Raw genomic sequence first — 14330 nt, 5'->3', positions numbered from 1 at the left:
CCTCATCGGATGGTAGGTTGCAGTGGTTAAGGGAAGTATGCGAAAGGTGAGCTCCGTGCCGCAGTACTACTCGGTGGAGCAGGTGGCCGAACTGCTGGGCCTGCATGTCCGCACCGTGCGCGGCTACATCCGCGACGGCCGGTTGCGGGCGACCAGGATCGGCAAGCAGTACCGGATCGCCCGCCAGGACCTGGAGGCCTTCACCGGCGCGCCGGCCGCCGAGCCGCCCGCCGCCGAGCCGCGGTACGCCGAGGTGTCCGCCGTGGTGCGGATCGAGTCGATCGGCCGCGTCGAGGCCGGCCGGGTGGCCAACACCGTGCTGGCGGCGATCGCCGGCCCGCGGGACGGCGGCGGTCCGCCGCTGCGGGTCGAGGCCGTCCACGAGGAGGACCGCGAGACGCTGCGGCTGGTCGTCCTCGGCGGCCCCGCCGACACCGCGGCCGTGCTCGCCCTCGTCGACACACTGATCAAGGAGAACCGGCATGGCTGAGATCCCCGACGCCTCCGAGGCCCCCGACGCCTCCCAGGCCCCCGAGGCCCCTGGGACCCCTGGGACCCCCGCGGCCCACGGCACGGCCGAGACCGCCGACCGCACGGTCATGCGGGTGCCGGCCGACGGTGCGCCGATCCGGGAGGAACGCGACGCGACCGACCTGATCGGCGAGGCCTTCGGCTGCGGCGCGACCTGGGTCGTCCTTCCGGTCGCCCGGCTGCACCAGGACTTCTTCCGGCTCGGCACCAGGGTGGCCGGCGGCATCGTGCAGAAGTTCGTCAACTATCGGATCGGCCTGGTCGTGCTCGGCGACATCGCCCACCACGTCGCCGCGAGCGACGCGCTGCGCGACTTCGTCCGGGAGAGCAACCGCGGGCGGCAGCTCTGGTTCCTGGCCGACGAGGCCGAACTCGCGGACCGCCTCGCCGGGGTCGCGGAGTCCGCGATCCGAGAGCCCTCCGCTTGCCCCGCGCCCGCCCCGGGACCACGGTGGAGCTGACCGCCGTCCGCCCCGGGCGGGGCCCGCGCGCATTCCACGGCAGGGGGAGGTGGAGCGAGGGGGCACCGACGAGATATCTTGACGTCAAGACGTTGGAGACGTGAAGCGGAGTACCGATGACTGACTCGACCATCATCTATACGCACACCGACGAGGCGCCGGCCCTGGCGACGTACTCGTTCCTGCCGGTGGTCCAGGCCTATGCCTCGACGGCGGGCGTGCAGGTGGAGACTCGCGACATCTCCCTGGCCGGGCGGATCATCGCGAGCTTCCCGGAGCGTCTGGAGGAGGGCCAGCGGATCGAGGACGCCCTCGCCGAGCTGGGCGAGCTCGCCAAGACCCCGGGCGCCAACATCATCAAGCTGCCGAACATCTCGGCCTCCATCCCGCAGCTGAAGGCCGCGATCGCCGAGCTGCAGGCGCAGGGCTACGCGCTGCCGGACTACCCGGACGACCCGCAGACCGACGAGGACAAGGACGTCCGCGCCCGTTACGACAAGGTCAAGGGCAGCGCCGTCAACCCGGTCCTGCGCGAGGGCAACTCCGACCGCCGCGCCCCCGCCTCGGTCAAGAACTACGCCAAGACCCACCCGCACCGCATGGGCGCCTGGTCGGCCGACTCCAAGACCAATGTCGCCACCATGGGCGAGAACGACTTCCGCTCCACCGAGAAGTCGACCGTGATCGCCGCGGACGGCGCGCTGCGCATCGAGCTGGTGGCCGAGGACGGCACCACCACCGTGCTGCGCGAGAAGGTCCCGGTGCTGGCCGGCGAGGTCGTCGACGCCTCGGTGATGCGCGTCGCCGCGCTGCGCGAGTTCCTGGCCGCCCAGGTCGCCCGCGCCAAGGCCGAGGGCGTGCTGTTCTCGGTGCACCTCAAGGCCACCATGATGAAGGTCTCCGACCCGATCGTCTTCGGCCACGTGGTCCGCGCCTTCTTCCCGCAGACCTTCGCCAAGTACGGCGAGGTGCTGGCCGCCGCCGGTCTGAGCCCGAACGACGGCCTCGGCACCATCCTGAACGGCCTGGACAACGTGCCGCACCTGGGCGCCGAGATCAAGGCCTCGTTCGAGGCCGAGCTGGCCGACGGCCCGGCCCTGGCCATGGTCGACTCGGACAAGGGCATCACCAACCTGCACGTCCCGAGCGACGTCATCGTCGACGCCTCGATGCCGGCCATGATCCGCACCTCGGGCCACATGTGGGGCCCGGACGGCAACGAGGCCGACACCCTGGCCGTGCTGCCGGACAGCAGCTACTCCGGCGTGTACCAGGCCGTGATCGAGGACTGCCGCGCCCACGGCGCCTTCGACCCGGCGACCATGGGCTCGGTGCCCAACGTCGGTCTGATGGCCCAGAAGGCCGAGGAGTACGGCAGCCACGACAAGACCTTCGAGATCGCCGCCGCCGGCACCGTCCGGCTCGTCGACGCCGAGGGCGACGTCGTCCTGGAGCAGCCCGTCCAGCCCGGCGACATCTTCCGCGCCTGCCAGACCAAGGACCTGCCGATCCAGGACTGGGTCAAGCTGGCCGTCACCCGCGCCCGCGCCACCGGCGACCCGGCCGTGTTCTGGCTGGACGAGGACCGTGCGCACGACGCCGTCCTGATCGAGAAGGTCAAGACGTACCTGGCGCAGCACGACACCACCGGCCTGCAGATCGAGATCAAGTCCCCGGTCGAGGCCACCAAGTTCTCGCTGGAGCGCATCCGTCGCGGCGAGAACACCATCTCGGTCACCGGCAGGCCTGCGGTCGGGCGTGGCGGGGGAGCAGGAAGGCGACCACGAAGGTCACCGCGAACAGGCCGGCGGTGAGGCCGTACGTCCAGCCGGCGGCGTGGCGGAATCCGTCCGAACCCGCCCGGCCGAAGAAGGCGGTGCCGAGCAACGCGACCCCGATCGAGCCGCCGAGCTGCTGCTGCGCGTTCAGCACGCCGGCCGCCGAACCGGTCTCGGAGTCCTCCACCCCGGCCAGGGCGATGTCGAAGAACGGCGCCATGATCAGGCCGAGCCCGAGGCCGGCGACGGCCAGCGCGGGGACCAGCTCCCAGCTGGTGAGGTCGGCCGCCCAGTGCTCGACCGTGGCCCGGAGCCCGAGCACCCCCGCCGCCGCGACCGTCATGCCGGCGTGCAGCACCCTGCGGCCGTACCGCGGGCCGAGCAGGGCGCCCGAGAGGACGGCGCCGAGCACGATGCCGAGCGAGAGCGGGATCATGCTCAGCCCGGAGTGGAGCGGGGTCCAGCCGAGGCCGAGCTGCAGGTGGAGGGTGAAGACCAGCAGCAGGCCGGAGACGGCGGCGAAGAAGACCAGTCCGGTGGCGAGCGCCGAGGTGAAGGCGCGCTTGCCGAACAGCGAGGGCTCGATCAGCGGGGTGCCGCCACGGCGCAGCACCCGCCGCTGGTGGACGGTGAAGAGCCGGAGCACCGGCAGCGAGGCCGCCATGGCGGCGTACGTCCAGAGCGGCCAGCCCAGCTCGCGGCCCTGCACCAGCGGGTAGACGAGGAGGAGTACGGCGGCGCTCAGCACCAGGACGCCCACCGGGTCGAGCCGGCCGGCGCCGGGGGCGCGGGTGGTGCGGTCGGCGGGCAGCACCTTGAGGGCCGCGAGCACGGCGAGCACGCCGAGCGGCAGGTTGACCAGGAAGACCATCCGCCAGCCGGTGCCGAACCAGTCGGCGTCGGTGAGGTAGCCGCCCAGCGTCGGCCCGAGGACGGAGGAGAGCCCGAGGACGGGGCCGAACAGCCCGAACGCGGCGCCCACCTCCTTGGGCGGGAACATCGCCTTGATCAGGCCGAGCCCCTGCGGGATCAGCAGCGCGGCGAAGAGGCCCTGGACGGTCCGGGCGGCGATCAGCGTGCCGGCGCCGGGCGCGGCCGCGCAGAGCACCGAGGCGGCGGTGAAGCCGGCCGCGCCGACGACGAAGAGGCGCTTGCGGCCGAAGAGGTCGCCGAGCCGGCCGCCGGTGATCAGCAGCACGGCGAAGGCGAGCGTGTAGGAGGCGGAGATCCACTGGATCTGCGCGCCGCTGCCGCCGAAGTCGTGCTGGATGGCGGGGGAGGCGACTCCGACGATCGTGGTGTCGAGGAGGTCCATCACCTCGGCGGCGAGGATCACGGCCAGGGCGGCCCAGCGCAGCCGGTAGCCGGCGGGCTCGGGCGCGGCCGGTGCGGCGGGGGCGGAAGTGGCGGTCGGACTGGTCATGCGGGTCTCCGAGTGGATTCAGAGCTGGACGAACCTCGTTCGTCCGAACGAACACTGTTTGGCTTGACGAACAGTGTTCTTCCATGGAACGGCGTTCGTGTCAAGTAGGGTGGGATGCGTCGTCGACCCGTGAAGGAGCCCTCCATGACCAGTGCAGCCCCGCGTTCGAGCTGGTCGGGGCAGTGGCAGGAGAAGGAGAAGGGCGGCTCCCGGCGCCAGCCGCTCACCCGCGAGCGGATCGTCGAGGCCGCGCTGCGGATCGTCGACACCGAGGGCATGGACGCGCTGAGCATGCGCCGGGTGGGCCAGGAGCTCGACACCGGTGCGGCCAGCCTCTACGCGCACGTCGGGAACAAGGAGGAGCTGGTCGACCTGGTCCTCGACCTCGCCTACTCCGAGATCGAGCTCGAACGGCCCGACCCGGCCGACTGGCAGGAGCAGCTGAAGCGGCTGCTGCGGCGCTCGCGGGACGTCCTGCTCGGCCACCGGGACCTGGCCAAGGCCGCGGTGACCGCCAACGTCCCGATGACCCCGCACGCGATGGACGTCGCCGAGAACATGCTCGCCATCCTGCGCGCCGGTGGCCTGGACGAGCAGACGGCCGCGTACGGGGTGGACCTGCTCGGGCTGTACACCACGGCGACCACCTTCGAGGCCTCGACCCGCAGCGGCGGGAACTCCCAGGAGTTCACCGACCAGGTCCTGGCGTACTTCGGCACGATCCCGGTCGACCGGTACCCGATGATCACCTCGATGGCCGTGGCGCTCACCCGCAACGTCGGGGGCGAGCGGTTCGAGTTCGGCCTGGACATCCTGGTCGCCGGCCTGGCCCGGCAGGGCGGCGGGACCGACCCGTCGGCCTGACCGCGCCCGTTCGCGCCGGCCGGCCGGAGGCCGGAAACACAGGAGCCCCCGCCCGACGGGCGGGGGCTCCTGGGACCGGAGGGGGCCGGAGCGGTCGGCTCAGCCGGCGTCGGCGGCCGGGGCCGCCGGGCGCTGGTTCCGCTTGTCGAGCGAGGCCAGGTAGGCGTTGTACGCCGCCAGCTCGGCGTCGCCGTTGCGGTCCTCGGCGCGGTCCCGGCGGCGGGAGAGCCGCTGCTCGGAACGCATCCACTGGTAGACCAGCGCGATCAGCACGATCGCGGTCGGGATCTCGCCGAACGCCCAGGTGATGCCGCCGGCCAGCTTCTGGTCGGCCAGCAGGTCGGTGCCGGGCGGGGCGCCCGCCTCGGTGAAGGTGCTCACCAGCTGGTGGCTGCCCATCATCACGGCCACGCCGAAGAACGCGTGGAACGGCATCCCCATGAACAGCTCGATGATCCGCATCACGTGGCCGGGCCGGTGCGGGCCCGGGTCCACGCCCATGATCGGCCAGAAGAACGCCAGGCCGGCGGCCAGGAAGTGCACCATCATGAAGATGTGCCCGAGCCGGTACTGCATCAGGAAGTCGAACAGCGGGGTGAAGTACACCCCGTACAGGCTCGCGATGAACAGCGGAATGGTGAACGCGGGGTGCGAGATCACCCGGACGTAGGTGCTGTGCAGCAGCGCCACCAGCAGCTCGCGGGGACCGCGCGGCCGGCCCTTGCCGGCCGGACGCAGCGAGCGCAGCGCCAGCGTGATCGGCGCCCCGAGCAGCAGCAGGATCGGCGACAGCATGGAGAGCACCATGTGCTGCATCATGTGCGCGCTGAACAACACCATGCCGTAGTCGTTGAGCCCGGTACAGGTGACCAGGATCACCGAGCCTACGCCCGCGACCCAGCCGACGGTCCGGCCGATCGGCCAGCGGTCGCCGCGGCGGTACAGCCGGACCACGCCGGTCACGTACAGCGCCAGGGCGACCAGGCTGCCGATCAGGAAGACCCAGTCGGGGGACCAGGTCATGACGTTGGAGAGGGAGAACGGTCCCAGCTGCGACATCCCGCCGTGGTGGTGCATCCCTGACATTCCGTCGCCCATCGGCGGGTCCTGCTTTCCCTCGTCGCGGGCCCAGGGTGGGTCCGGTTCGCCCGTTTTGGTTCGCCCTACAGCCTAGGCGGGCCTTACCCCGGGCCTCCCCCCGGCCCCCTTCCGGCGGCGAGCCGGGACGGCAAGGGTCGGGGGCGGACGACACCCGTCCGGACGGCGCCGGCCCGGACGACACCGGTCCGGACGGCACCGCTCGGACGGCACCGGTCCCACCCGGGTCGCAGGTGCGGCGCCGTACCGGGGCGGTCGTCCGGCTCACCGGTCGTGCTTCAGGTCACCACCGCCCGCCGCTTGGCCAGGTACGGCCGGTGCGCGCCCTCCGCGGCGATCTCCCGGAGGGTGGTCATGGCGTGCAGCACGTCGGCATGGGAGACGTAGAGGGCGTTGACCCCGAGGGTGAAACCCTGCGGGGCGAGCAGGTCGTCGGCGCAGTCGAGCAGGAAGCCGGTCAGGGAGAGGCTCTTGGCCCGCAGCCGGGCCGGGTCGACGCCCTCGAAGACGGTGAGGGCGGCTTCCAGCGCGAGCAGGGAGAGCATCGGCGGAGTGCCGATCCGCGCGCGCGAGACGCCCTCGGCGGGCCGGTACTCCTCGGTCGGGTCGAACGGGTCGGCGTGGCCGTTCCAGCCGGTCAGGGGGTGGTCGAAGTCGGCCTGGTGCCGGTGGGCGACGTAGAGGAAGGCCGGGGCGCCCGGGCCGCCGCACAGGTACTTGTAGCCGCAGCCGACGGCCAGGTCGGCGCCGAGCGCGTCCAGGTCCAGCGGCAGCGCTCCGGCGGCGTGGCACAGGTCCCACACCGCCAGCGCGCCCGCGTCGTGGGCGGCCCGCGTCACGGCCGCCGGGTCGGTCAGCCGGCCGGTGCGGTAGTCCACCGGTGCGCCGAGTACGGCGGCCACCTGCTCCCCCTCCCGGGACAGCAGGTCCGCCAGCGCGTCGGCCGGCACCGCGCGGAGCCGGAGGCCGTGGAGCCGGGCGACGGAGGCGGCGAGGTACCGGTCGGTGGGGAAGTGGTCCCGGTCGACGACCAGCAGCGGCCGGCCGGGGCGGAGCCGGACCGCCGCGCTCAGCGCGTTGAACAGCTGCACGCTGGTGGAGTCGCCGACCACCACCTGCCCCGGGGCCGCACCGATCAGGCGTCCGACCGCGTCGCCGACCCGCAGCGGGGCCTGCCACCAGGCGTGGTCGTTCCAGGAACGGATCAGACCGGTGCCCCACTGCCGGTGCACCGCGTCCGCCAGCACCGGCGGGACGGCCGCGGGCAGCGCGCCGAGCGAGTTGCCGTCCAGGTAGACGACGCCCGGCGGGAGCAGGAAGCGCTCGCGCAGGCCGGACAGCGGGTCGGCGGAATCCAGCGCGGCGGCCCGGGCGGCGAGGCGTTCGGCGGTGCTGCTCATGCCGTGCTCCCGGCGCTCCCGGTGGCCGCGGCGCTCCCGGCGGCTCGCCCCGGGCCGAACTCTGCGGCCAGCCGGTGCAACTGCTCCGCGACCGCGCGGGCGCCCGGCGCGCCGGGCTCGATCAGGGTGTAGTGGCCGGTGTCCGGCAGCACGACGACCTCCAGGTCCCGGTGGACGGCGGCGTAGTCGGTGAACTGGTCGAGCGGCACCTCCTCGTCGAGCGCGCCGTGCAGCAGGACGGTGCGCACCCCGGTGGTGCCCGGCCCGCGCAGCAGGGTGACCGGGTCCACCAGCGGCAGCCGCTCGGGTACGGCCTCCGGGCCGCCGAGCAGTTGCAGGGCCGCGTCCTCGCTGAGCCGGTCCCGGATGGTGGCTTCGAGGTCGGTGAGCGGGGCGAGCGCGAGGATCGCGGTGGGCGACCCGGCGCTGGCGTGCCAGGGGGAGTCGGCCGGCAGCAGCGCGCGGGCCCCGGCCCACAACGCCAGGTGCCCGCCCGAGCAGTGCCCGGCGAGGACGTACGGCCGGCCGGCCGGGAGGGTGTCCACGATGCGCGCGATGTCGTCGAAGGTCTCCGGGTAGCCGCCCGCGCCTCCGGAGCGACGGAAGCCCGGCAGCAGGGTGGTCAGCCCCTGCCCCGCCAGGTAGGCGGCGAACGGCGTCAGGTGCATCCGGTCGTAGCGCCAGTAGCCGCCGTGCAACAGGATCACCAGGGGTGTGTCGGCGGGGTCGCCCGCGGCCGGCCACAGGTCGTAGACCTGGTGCGGGTGGTCGCCGTAACGGCCGTGGACCGGGGCCAGCACCGGCCGGAGGCCGAGCACCCTCCGCTCCTCCTCGGCGGCGAAGGCGGAGATCGTCCTGCCGGCCGTCGTGGTCGCCGTGACGGCGGCGGCCGTCGTGGCGGTTCGTGGTGCTCGGGTCGGACGTGACGCTCGGGTCGGACGTGGGCTCAGACATGGCTGCGCACCGTCCACAGCTCGGGGAAGACCCGGCGCCGCGCGCGACGGTCCAGCCAGTCCAACCCGGAGGTGCCTGCGCTGCCCGGCCTGGCCCCCATCGCCCGCCGCACCACCAGCAGGTGGTCGGTGCGCCAGCGCTCGACCGACTCGGCGATGTCGGTGAGCAGCTCGGCCAACCGCAGGAGCGGATCGTGCTGCGGTCCGCGGTAGATCCGCCGCCACACCTCGACGACGCCCTCGTCCGGCCGGTACTCCTGGGTGACGTCCCGCCGGAGCACGGCCTGCGGCACCTCGTGGCCCTGGGAGTGCAGGTAGCGCAGCACCTCGTCCCAGAGCGAGGGGGCGTGCAGGTGCTCACCCAGCTCGGCGTGCTCCACGGGGTCGCCGCGGTGGGCGTCCAGGATCGCGTCGGACTTCTCGCCGAGCAGGAACTCCATCATCCGGTACCGGACGGACTGGGCGCCCGAGGCCTTGCCGAAGGCGGCCCGGAAGCCGTTGAAGCGGACCGGCGTCAGCGCGGCCAGCGGCGTCCAGCTGGCGTTGAGCGACAGGTGGGCACGGCGGCTGCGCTCCAGCGCGTCCAGCGCCGCCGGCAGGTCCTGCTTGGCGAACGCGTCGCAGGCCGCGCGCCACTCGTGCACGATCAGCTTGAACCACAGTTCCATCACCTGGGTGGTGACCAGGAAACCCATCTCGTCGGGCGCGTCGGTGAACGGCTGCTGGAGCGACGGCTGCTGGAGCGAGCCGAGCACCGAGGCGTGCACGTAGTCCTCGTACGGCGAGGTGCCCGAGAAGACGGCCAGCTCGGCGGCGTCCCCGGGGACGGGCGTTCGGTTGATCATCTGTGGGCTCCAGGGTGTCAGAGGCCGAGGTGGACGCCGCCGGTCGCGTCGATCCACTGGCCGGTGATCCAGCGGGCGTCGTCACCGGCCAGGAAGGCCACCACGTCGGCGATGTCGGCGGGCGCGCCGAGCCGGTTGAAGGCCGAGTGCGCGGCGAGGGCGCTGCGGATCTGCGGGTCGGCGAGGGTCGGGTTGATCGCGGTGTCGGTGAAGCCGGGCGCGACGGTGTTGACGGTGATGCCGCGCGGGCCCAACTGCAGGGCCAGGGCCGGGGTGAGGACGTCCAGCGCGCCCTTGGTCATCGTGTAGGCGGCGATCGCCGGGTAGGCGATCCGGGCGGCGCCCGAGGAGACGTTGACGATGCGGCCGCCGTCGCGCAGCCGGGGCAGCGCGCGCTGGAGGATGAAGAACGGCGCACGGGTGTTGACGGCGAAGACCCGGTCGTAGTCCTCCTCGGTGACGTCCGCGATGGACTTGGGCAGCGTGACGCCCGCGTTGTTCACCACGATGTCCACCCCGGCCGGCGCGCCCAGCGCCTCCAGGCCCCGGTCGAAGCCGTCCCAGACGGCCTCGGCGTCGCCCGGCACCCCGAGCTCGGCGCGCAGGGCGAAGGCCCGGCCGCCGTCCGCCTCGATCTGCTTGACGGTGTCCTGCGCGGCCTGGTGGTCGTGGCCGTAGTGCACGGCCACCAGCGCGCCCTCGGCGGCGAGCCGCAGCGAAATCGCCCGGCCGATGCCGCGGCTGCCACCGGTCACCAGCGCGGTCCGGTTGGCGAGTCTGGTCGACGTCATCTTGGTTCCTCTCTGCGCCGGCCCCGCCGGGGCCGGCGTTCGGGACGCCCGAGGTCTCAGGCGTCGAAGTCGAGTTCGATCGCGTCCGTCTGCGGACGGGCGCGACAGGTGAGGGTGTAGCCGGCCGCCACCTCGGCCGGGTCGAGCGCGTACTGTCGAGCGCGTACTGGCTGTCCAGTGCCGCCGAGCCGGAGACCACCCGGGCGCGGCAGCTGCCGCAGAGCCCGACCCGGCAGGAGTACGGTGCGTCCGGCCGGACCCGCAGCACCGCGTCCAGCAGGGTGCGGTCGCCGGGCAGCATCCGGGCGCCGGCGGTGTGGCCGCCGAGCCGTGCGGTGACCCGGACGCTGCGGCCGGCCGGCGGCACCGGGACCGCGGCGGGCGTCCCCTCGGGCGAGAAGAGCTCCAGACGGATCTGCCGCTCGGCCGCGCCGGCCTCGGCGAGCGCGGTCCGGGCCAGCGCCACCAGCCCCCACGGTCCGCACAGGTAGAAGGCGGTGGCCGCGTCGAACTCGGTGCCCGGCGCGGACAGCAGGCGCCGCAGCCGGTCGCCGTCGAGCCGGCCGGAGAGCAGCTCCGCCTCCCGGCGCTCCCGGGAGAAGACCTGGAGCATGGTGAGCCTGCCCAGGTACGCGTCCTTCAGGTCGGCCAGCTCGTCGGCCAGCAGCAGCGAGCCGGCGCCGCGGGCGGCGTACAGCAGTGAGACGCGGCAGCCCGGGTCGTCGCGCAGTGCGGCCGCGGCCATCGCCAGCAGCGGGGCGATGCCGGTGCCGCCGGCCAGCAGCACGTGGTGCGCGACCGGGGCGGCGGCCAGCTGGAAGGTGCCGGCCGGCGGGGAGACCTGCAGCCGGTCTCCCACCGCCAGGCGGGTCGTCGCGTGCGCCCCGAAACCGTCCGGGCTCGCCCGCTTGACGATCAGCCGGAGCCGGCCGGGGTCGGACGGCGGCGGGCAGACCGAGTAGCAGCGCCGCAGGTCGCGCCCGTCCTGCCGGTGGCGGATCACCACGTGCTGCCCGGCGCGGTGGGCGAAGGCGCCGGCCAGCCGGTCCGGCACCGCGAGGGTGATCGCCACGGTGTCGTCGGTGAGGTGGTCTGCATCCGGCGCCGGCTCTCGGCGGTGCCCAGGCCCAGCCGGACCGTCCAGCCGTCGGCGTGCACCCGGTGGTAGCCCACCTCCGTTGCGGCGCGCCCGGCGAAGGCGGCCAGCTCGGGGGCCGCACAGCCCGCCAACTCGGCGTAGTACAACTGCGCGTAGTGCGTGTAGAGCAGCTGCCGGGCCACCGTGACGGCGAAGTCGCCGCCCGGGAGCTCGGCGAGGAGCGTGTTGCGGAAATCGCGTCGCTCATGGTCAGCAGGACGCGGGCGTGGCCGAGCAGGTCCAGGGCGATGTTGGACAGCGCCAGGTCCTCCTCGATGCTCGGCGCCCGGGTGATCCAGGCGCACAGCCGCTGGGCCAGGACCAGTGCGTCGTCGCCCAGTCCGAGCGCGCAGCGGGCGAGGTCCCGCTCCCGCGCCGCCGTCGTCCCGCCGGTGGTACCGGCCGTCGTGTCAGCGGTCACGGCCCGCTCCCTCCGCGGACTCGGACGGCTCGGCCGGCCCGGGTGAATCGGCCGGCCCGGGTGGATCGGCCGACGCGGCCGGACCGGAGGGCTCGGACGACTCCGGCCCGCCCAACGGCGCGTAGTGACCGGGATAGCGGTACGGCTTGGCCGCCGCGCCCGCGAAGTACGGGTCCTTCTCCTGCGGTGAGACCGCGTGCACCTGGTCCGAGCGGACCACCCACAGGGACTGCGGTTCGCCCCGGCGGGCGAACAGGTCGCGTGCGGTGGCCAGGGCCAGCTGCTGGTCCGCCGCGCGGACCGAGCCGACGTGCTGGTGGGCCAGTCCGCGCCTGGCCCGCAGGAACACCTCCCAGGAGGCCGGCGCGCCGCCGTTGCCGCCGGTCACGACGCCACCTCCGCCGTCTCCTCGCCGCCGCGGCCGGCGTACGCCTCGGCGGCCTCCCGCACCCAGGCGCCGTCCCGGTGGGCCGCCTCCCGGTGCGCGAGGCGCTGCCGCGCCCAGTGGGTCCCCTCCGCCAGCGCCCGCCGGTAGCAGGGCCAGTCGATCGGGCCGAAGTCGTGGTGGCCGCGCTCGGGGTTCCAGCGGATCGCGGGGTCCGGCAGGGTCAGGCCCAGGCTCTCGGCCTGCGGCACGACCAGGTCCACGAAGCGCTGGCGCAGCTCGTCGTTGGTGTGCTGCTTGATGCCCCAGGCGATGGCCTGCCGGGAGACCGCCGAACCGACCGCCACGCCCGCGCCGCCGGCCTCGGTGTCCGGGGGCCCGAACATCAGCGCCACCGCGGGCAGCCACCAGCGGTTCACCGCGTCCTGGGCCATCCGGTGCTGCTCCGGCGTGCCCCGGGTCAGGGACAGCAACTGGTCGTAGCCCTGCCGCACGTGGAACGCCTCCTCCTGGCAGACCCGCCGCATGGCCCGCGCGTAGGGGCCGTAGGACGTTCGGGTCAGCGGTGCCTGGTTGACCACCGCGGCGCCGTCGGTGAGCCAGGCGATGGCGCCGGTGTCGGCCCACGTCAGCGCCGGGTGGTCGAAGGTCGCCGCGTAGCGCTGCTGGCCGCGGTGCAGCGCGTCCAGCAGGTCCGCGCGGTCCACGCCCAGGGTCTCGACCGCCGAGTACAGGTACATGCCGTGCCCGGCCTCGTCCTGCACCTTGGCCAGCAGGGCCGCCTTGCGGTGCAGGGACGGCGCGCGGGTCAGCCAGGCGCCCTCCGGCTGCATGCCGATGATCTCCGAGTGCGCGTGCTGGGCGATCTGACGGATCAGCATCCGCCGGTAGCCGTCGGAGCGGCGGGTGCCGCTCAACCACAGTCTCACCAGCCGACCGCCCTGATCGGCGAGACGGCGCTGCTGGAGCGCTTCGCGGACCTCCCGGTGCCGCGGCGGATCGCCCTGGACGAGCCGGCCTTCGCGGAGATCGGCGCGGACGCGCCGGAGTTCGAGCTGCCCGAGGTCGCCGACACCGATCCCGTCGCGATCCTGCACACCTCGGCCACCACCGGCCGGGCCAAGGGCGTCGTGGTGGACCAGCGGTCGTTCCGGGCCATCGCGCTCGGCTGGCTGGCCGTCAGCAGGCCTGCCGACGACATGGTCCTGGTCAACTGCTGCCCGCTCTACCACGGCAGCATGGTGGTCACGCTGACCTACCTGGCCGCCGGGGCCACCGCCGTGCTGATGCCCGGCTTCACCCCGCAGCGCGCGCTGGCCGCGATCGAGGCCCACCGCGCCACGCACATCTGGCTGGTCCCGCAGATGCTGCGCTTCATGCTGCAGGCCAAGGCCCTGGAACGCACCGAACTGGGCGCCCTGCGCGAGGTCATGTACGGCGCCGCGCCGATGCCCCGCGAGGTGTACGTGGCGGCCGCCGAGCGGCTGGGCTGCGGCTTCCGGCAGGTCTACGGCATGACCGAGGTCGGCGGCCCGTTCGTCACCCTCGGCCCGGAGGAGCACCCGGCCCCGGACGCGGTGGGCGGGATCATCCCCGCCGGCCGGGTCGTCCCCGGCATGTCCGTGCGCGCGATCGATGCCGACGGGCGGGAGGTGGAGCCGGAGGCGATCGGCGAGATCGTGGTCCGCGGACCGGGCGTCATGCACGGCTACCTGCACAACCCGGACGCCACCGCCGAGATCACCACCGCGGACGGCTGGATCCGCACCGGCGACCTCGGCCGGATCGACCGGGCCGGCCGCATCCACCTGGTCGACCGCACCAAGGACCTCATCCTGCGGGCCGGGCAGAACGTCTACCCGTCCGAGATCGAGCGGGCGCTGCTGCAGCACCCGGCGGTGCAGGATGCGGCCGTGGTCGGCATGCCCGACGCCGACTACGGCGAGGTGCCGCTGGCCTACGTGGTGGCCGGGGCGGACACCGGCCGGGCCGAGCTGCAGCGCCACCTGGCCGAGCGGCTGGCGCCGTACAAGCGCCCGGCGCGGATCGAGTTCATCGAGCAGGTGCCGCGCAATCCGGCCGGGAAGATCGTCAAGAAGCTGCTCCGGGCGTGACAGGGGAGCTCGTGCGGCGGCAGGTCCTGGACGACCTGCCGCCGCTCGGCGCTGCCCTGGCCGCGCGCGGCCTGTCCCTGGGCTGGGCCCTCGCCGGGGACGGCGGGCCCGGCGGGGACGGCGGCGCC

General features: G+C 73.9%; 11 protein-coding genes and 4 pseudogenes. 5 read left to right on the top strand and 10 right to left on the bottom strand.

Features of this window, described 5'->3' with window-relative positions; translation table 11 throughout:
* Nucleotides 1-46: 46 nt before the first annotated feature.
* The 3 genes and pseudogenes from MCM47_RS28025 to MCM47_RS28015 form a co-directional block, all read left to right on the top strand.
* Nucleotides 47-490: a helix-turn-helix domain-containing protein gene (locus MCM47_RS28025; RefSeq protein WP_238864491.1), complete on the top strand. Its 444-nt coding sequence runs from the start codon at nt 47-49 to the stop codon at nt 488-490.
* Nucleotides 483-992, top strand: coding sequence for a DUF4180 domain-containing protein (locus MCM47_RS28020; RefSeq protein ID WP_374209217.1), 510 nt, complete (start codon nt 483-485; stop codon nt 990-992). The genes MCM47_RS28025 and MCM47_RS28020 overlap by 8 nt, the downstream gene beginning before the upstream one ends.
* A gap of 116 nt (nt 993-1108) precedes the next feature.
* Nucleotides 1109-2734: pseudogene (locus MCM47_RS28015) on the top strand (NADP-dependent isocitrate dehydrogenase); the annotation flags it as partial.
* On the opposite strand, the gene MCM47_RS28010 reads toward MCM47_RS28015, so the two are convergent.
* Nucleotides 2727-4193, bottom strand: a complete 1467-nt coding sequence (locus tag MCM47_RS28010; RefSeq protein ID WP_238864490.1) for an MFS transporter — start codon at nt 4191-4193, stop codon at nt 2727-2729. The pseudogene MCM47_RS28015 and the gene MCM47_RS28010 sit on opposite strands and share 8 nt — an antisense overlap.
* Nucleotides 4194-4337: 144 nt before the next feature.
* Between MCM47_RS28010 and MCM47_RS28005 the strand changes: the two genes are divergently transcribed.
* Nucleotides 4338-5057 carry a TetR/AcrR family transcriptional regulator gene (locus tag MCM47_RS28005; RefSeq protein ID WP_238864489.1) on the top strand — a complete coding sequence of 240 codons (720 nt, stop codon included), beginning with the start codon at nt 4338-4340 and terminating at the stop codon, nt 5055-5057.
* 99 nt (nt 5058-5156) lie between these two features.
* Here the strand turns inward: MCM47_RS28005 and MCM47_RS28000 are convergent, their stop codons facing one another.
* The 9 genes and pseudogenes from MCM47_RS28000 to paaA form a co-directional block, all read right to left on the bottom strand.
* The gene (locus MCM47_RS28000) at nt 5157-6134 is read right to left on the bottom strand and encodes a cytochrome c oxidase assembly protein (protein ID WP_238864583.1); all 978 of its coding nucleotides are present in this window, start codon (nt 6132-6134) and stop codon (nt 5157-5159) included.
* A gap of 299 nt (nt 6135-6433) precedes the next feature.
* Nucleotides 6434-7555 (bottom strand): aminotransferase class V-fold PLP-dependent enzyme, encoded by a 1122-nt coding sequence (locus MCM47_RS27995; RefSeq protein WP_238864488.1) that lies wholly within the window; start codon nt 7553-7555, stop codon nt 6434-6436.
* Nucleotides 7552-8373 carry a S9 family peptidase gene (locus MCM47_RS27990; protein ID WP_238864487.1) on the bottom strand — a complete coding sequence of 274 codons (822 nt, stop codon included), beginning with the start codon at nt 8371-8373 and terminating at the stop codon, nt 7552-7554. The genes MCM47_RS27995 and MCM47_RS27990 overlap by 4 nt, the downstream gene beginning before the upstream one ends.
* Before the next feature lie 128 nt (nt 8374-8501).
* On the bottom strand, nt 8502-9353 hold the full coding sequence (locus tag MCM47_RS27985) for a tryptophan 2,3-dioxygenase (protein WP_238864486.1): 852 nt from the start codon (nt 9351-9353) through the stop codon (nt 8502-8504).
* Between the two features lie 17 nt (nt 9354-9370).
* Entirely contained in the window at nt 9371-10144 is a 774-nt protein-coding gene (locus MCM47_RS27980; RefSeq protein WP_238864485.1) for an SDR family oxidoreductase, read from the bottom strand.
* A 211-nt stretch (nt 10145-10355) separates the two neighbouring features.
* Nucleotides 10356-11198 (bottom strand): annotated as a pseudogene (locus MCM47_RS27975) (FAD-binding oxidoreductase); the annotation flags it as partial.
* Between the two features lie 38 nt (nt 11199-11236).
* A pseudogene (locus tag MCM47_RS27970) lies at nt 11237-11703 on the bottom strand (Phenylacetic acid catabolic protein); the annotation flags it as partial.
* A gap of 112 nt (nt 11704-11815) precedes the next feature.
* Nucleotides 11816-12091 (bottom strand): annotated as a pseudogene (paaB, locus tag MCM47_RS27965) (1,2-phenylacetyl-CoA epoxidase subunit PaaB); the annotation flags it as partial.
* Nucleotides 12088-12969, bottom strand: coding sequence for a 1,2-phenylacetyl-CoA epoxidase subunit PaaA (gene paaA / locus MCM47_RS27960; RefSeq protein ID WP_238864582.1), 882 nt, complete (start codon nt 12967-12969; stop codon nt 12088-12090). The gene paaA and the pseudogene paaB, both read right to left, overlap by 4 nt.
* A 105-nt stretch (nt 12970-13074) precedes the next feature.
* Here paaA and MCM47_RS27955 point away from each other — a divergent pair, with 105 nt between their 5' ends.
* Entirely contained in the window at nt 13075-14202 is a 1128-nt protein-coding gene (locus MCM47_RS27955; protein ID WP_238864581.1) for a class I adenylate-forming enzyme family protein, read from the top strand.
* Nucleotides 14203-14330 lie beyond the last annotated feature (128 nt).

The sequence above is a fragment of the Kitasatospora sp. A2-31 genome (assembly GCF_022288725.1).
Lineage (GTDB): Bacteria > Actinomycetota > Actinomycetes > Streptomycetales > Streptomycetaceae > Kitasatospora.
Note: the sequence above shows the minus strand (reverse complement) of the source record. Positions and strands in the feature narration are given on the sequence as shown.

Coding starts and splice junctions, on each gene's coding strand:
- paaA (WP_238864582.1), bottom strand. CDS start 12,969: ATGCTGATCCGTCAGATCGCCCAGCACGCGCACTCGGAGATCATCGGC.
- MCM47_RS27985 (WP_238864486.1), bottom strand. CDS start 9,353: ATGATCAACCGAACGCCCGTCCCCGGGGACGCCGCCGAGCTGGCCGTC.
- MCM47_RS28020 (WP_374209217.1), top strand. CDS start 483: ATGGCTGAGATCCCCGACGCCTCCGAGGCCCCCGACGCCTCCCAGGCC.
- MCM47_RS27980 (WP_238864485.1), bottom strand. CDS start 10,144: ATGACGTCGACCAGACTCGCCAACCGGACCGCGCTGGTGACCGGTGGC.
- MCM47_RS28010 (WP_238864490.1), bottom strand. CDS start 4,193: ATGACCAGTCCGACCGCCACTTCCGCCCCCGCCGCACCGGCCGCGCCC.
- MCM47_RS28000 (WP_238864583.1), bottom strand. CDS start 6,134: ATGCACCACCACGGCGGGATGTCGCAGCTGGGACCGTTCTCCCTCTCC.
- MCM47_RS28005 (WP_238864489.1), top strand. CDS start 4,338: ATGACCAGTGCAGCCCCGCGTTCGAGCTGGTCGGGGCAGTGGCAGGAG.
- MCM47_RS27995 (WP_238864488.1), bottom strand. CDS start 7,555: ATGAGCAGCACCGCCGAACGCCTCGCCGCCCGGGCCGCCGCGCTGGAT.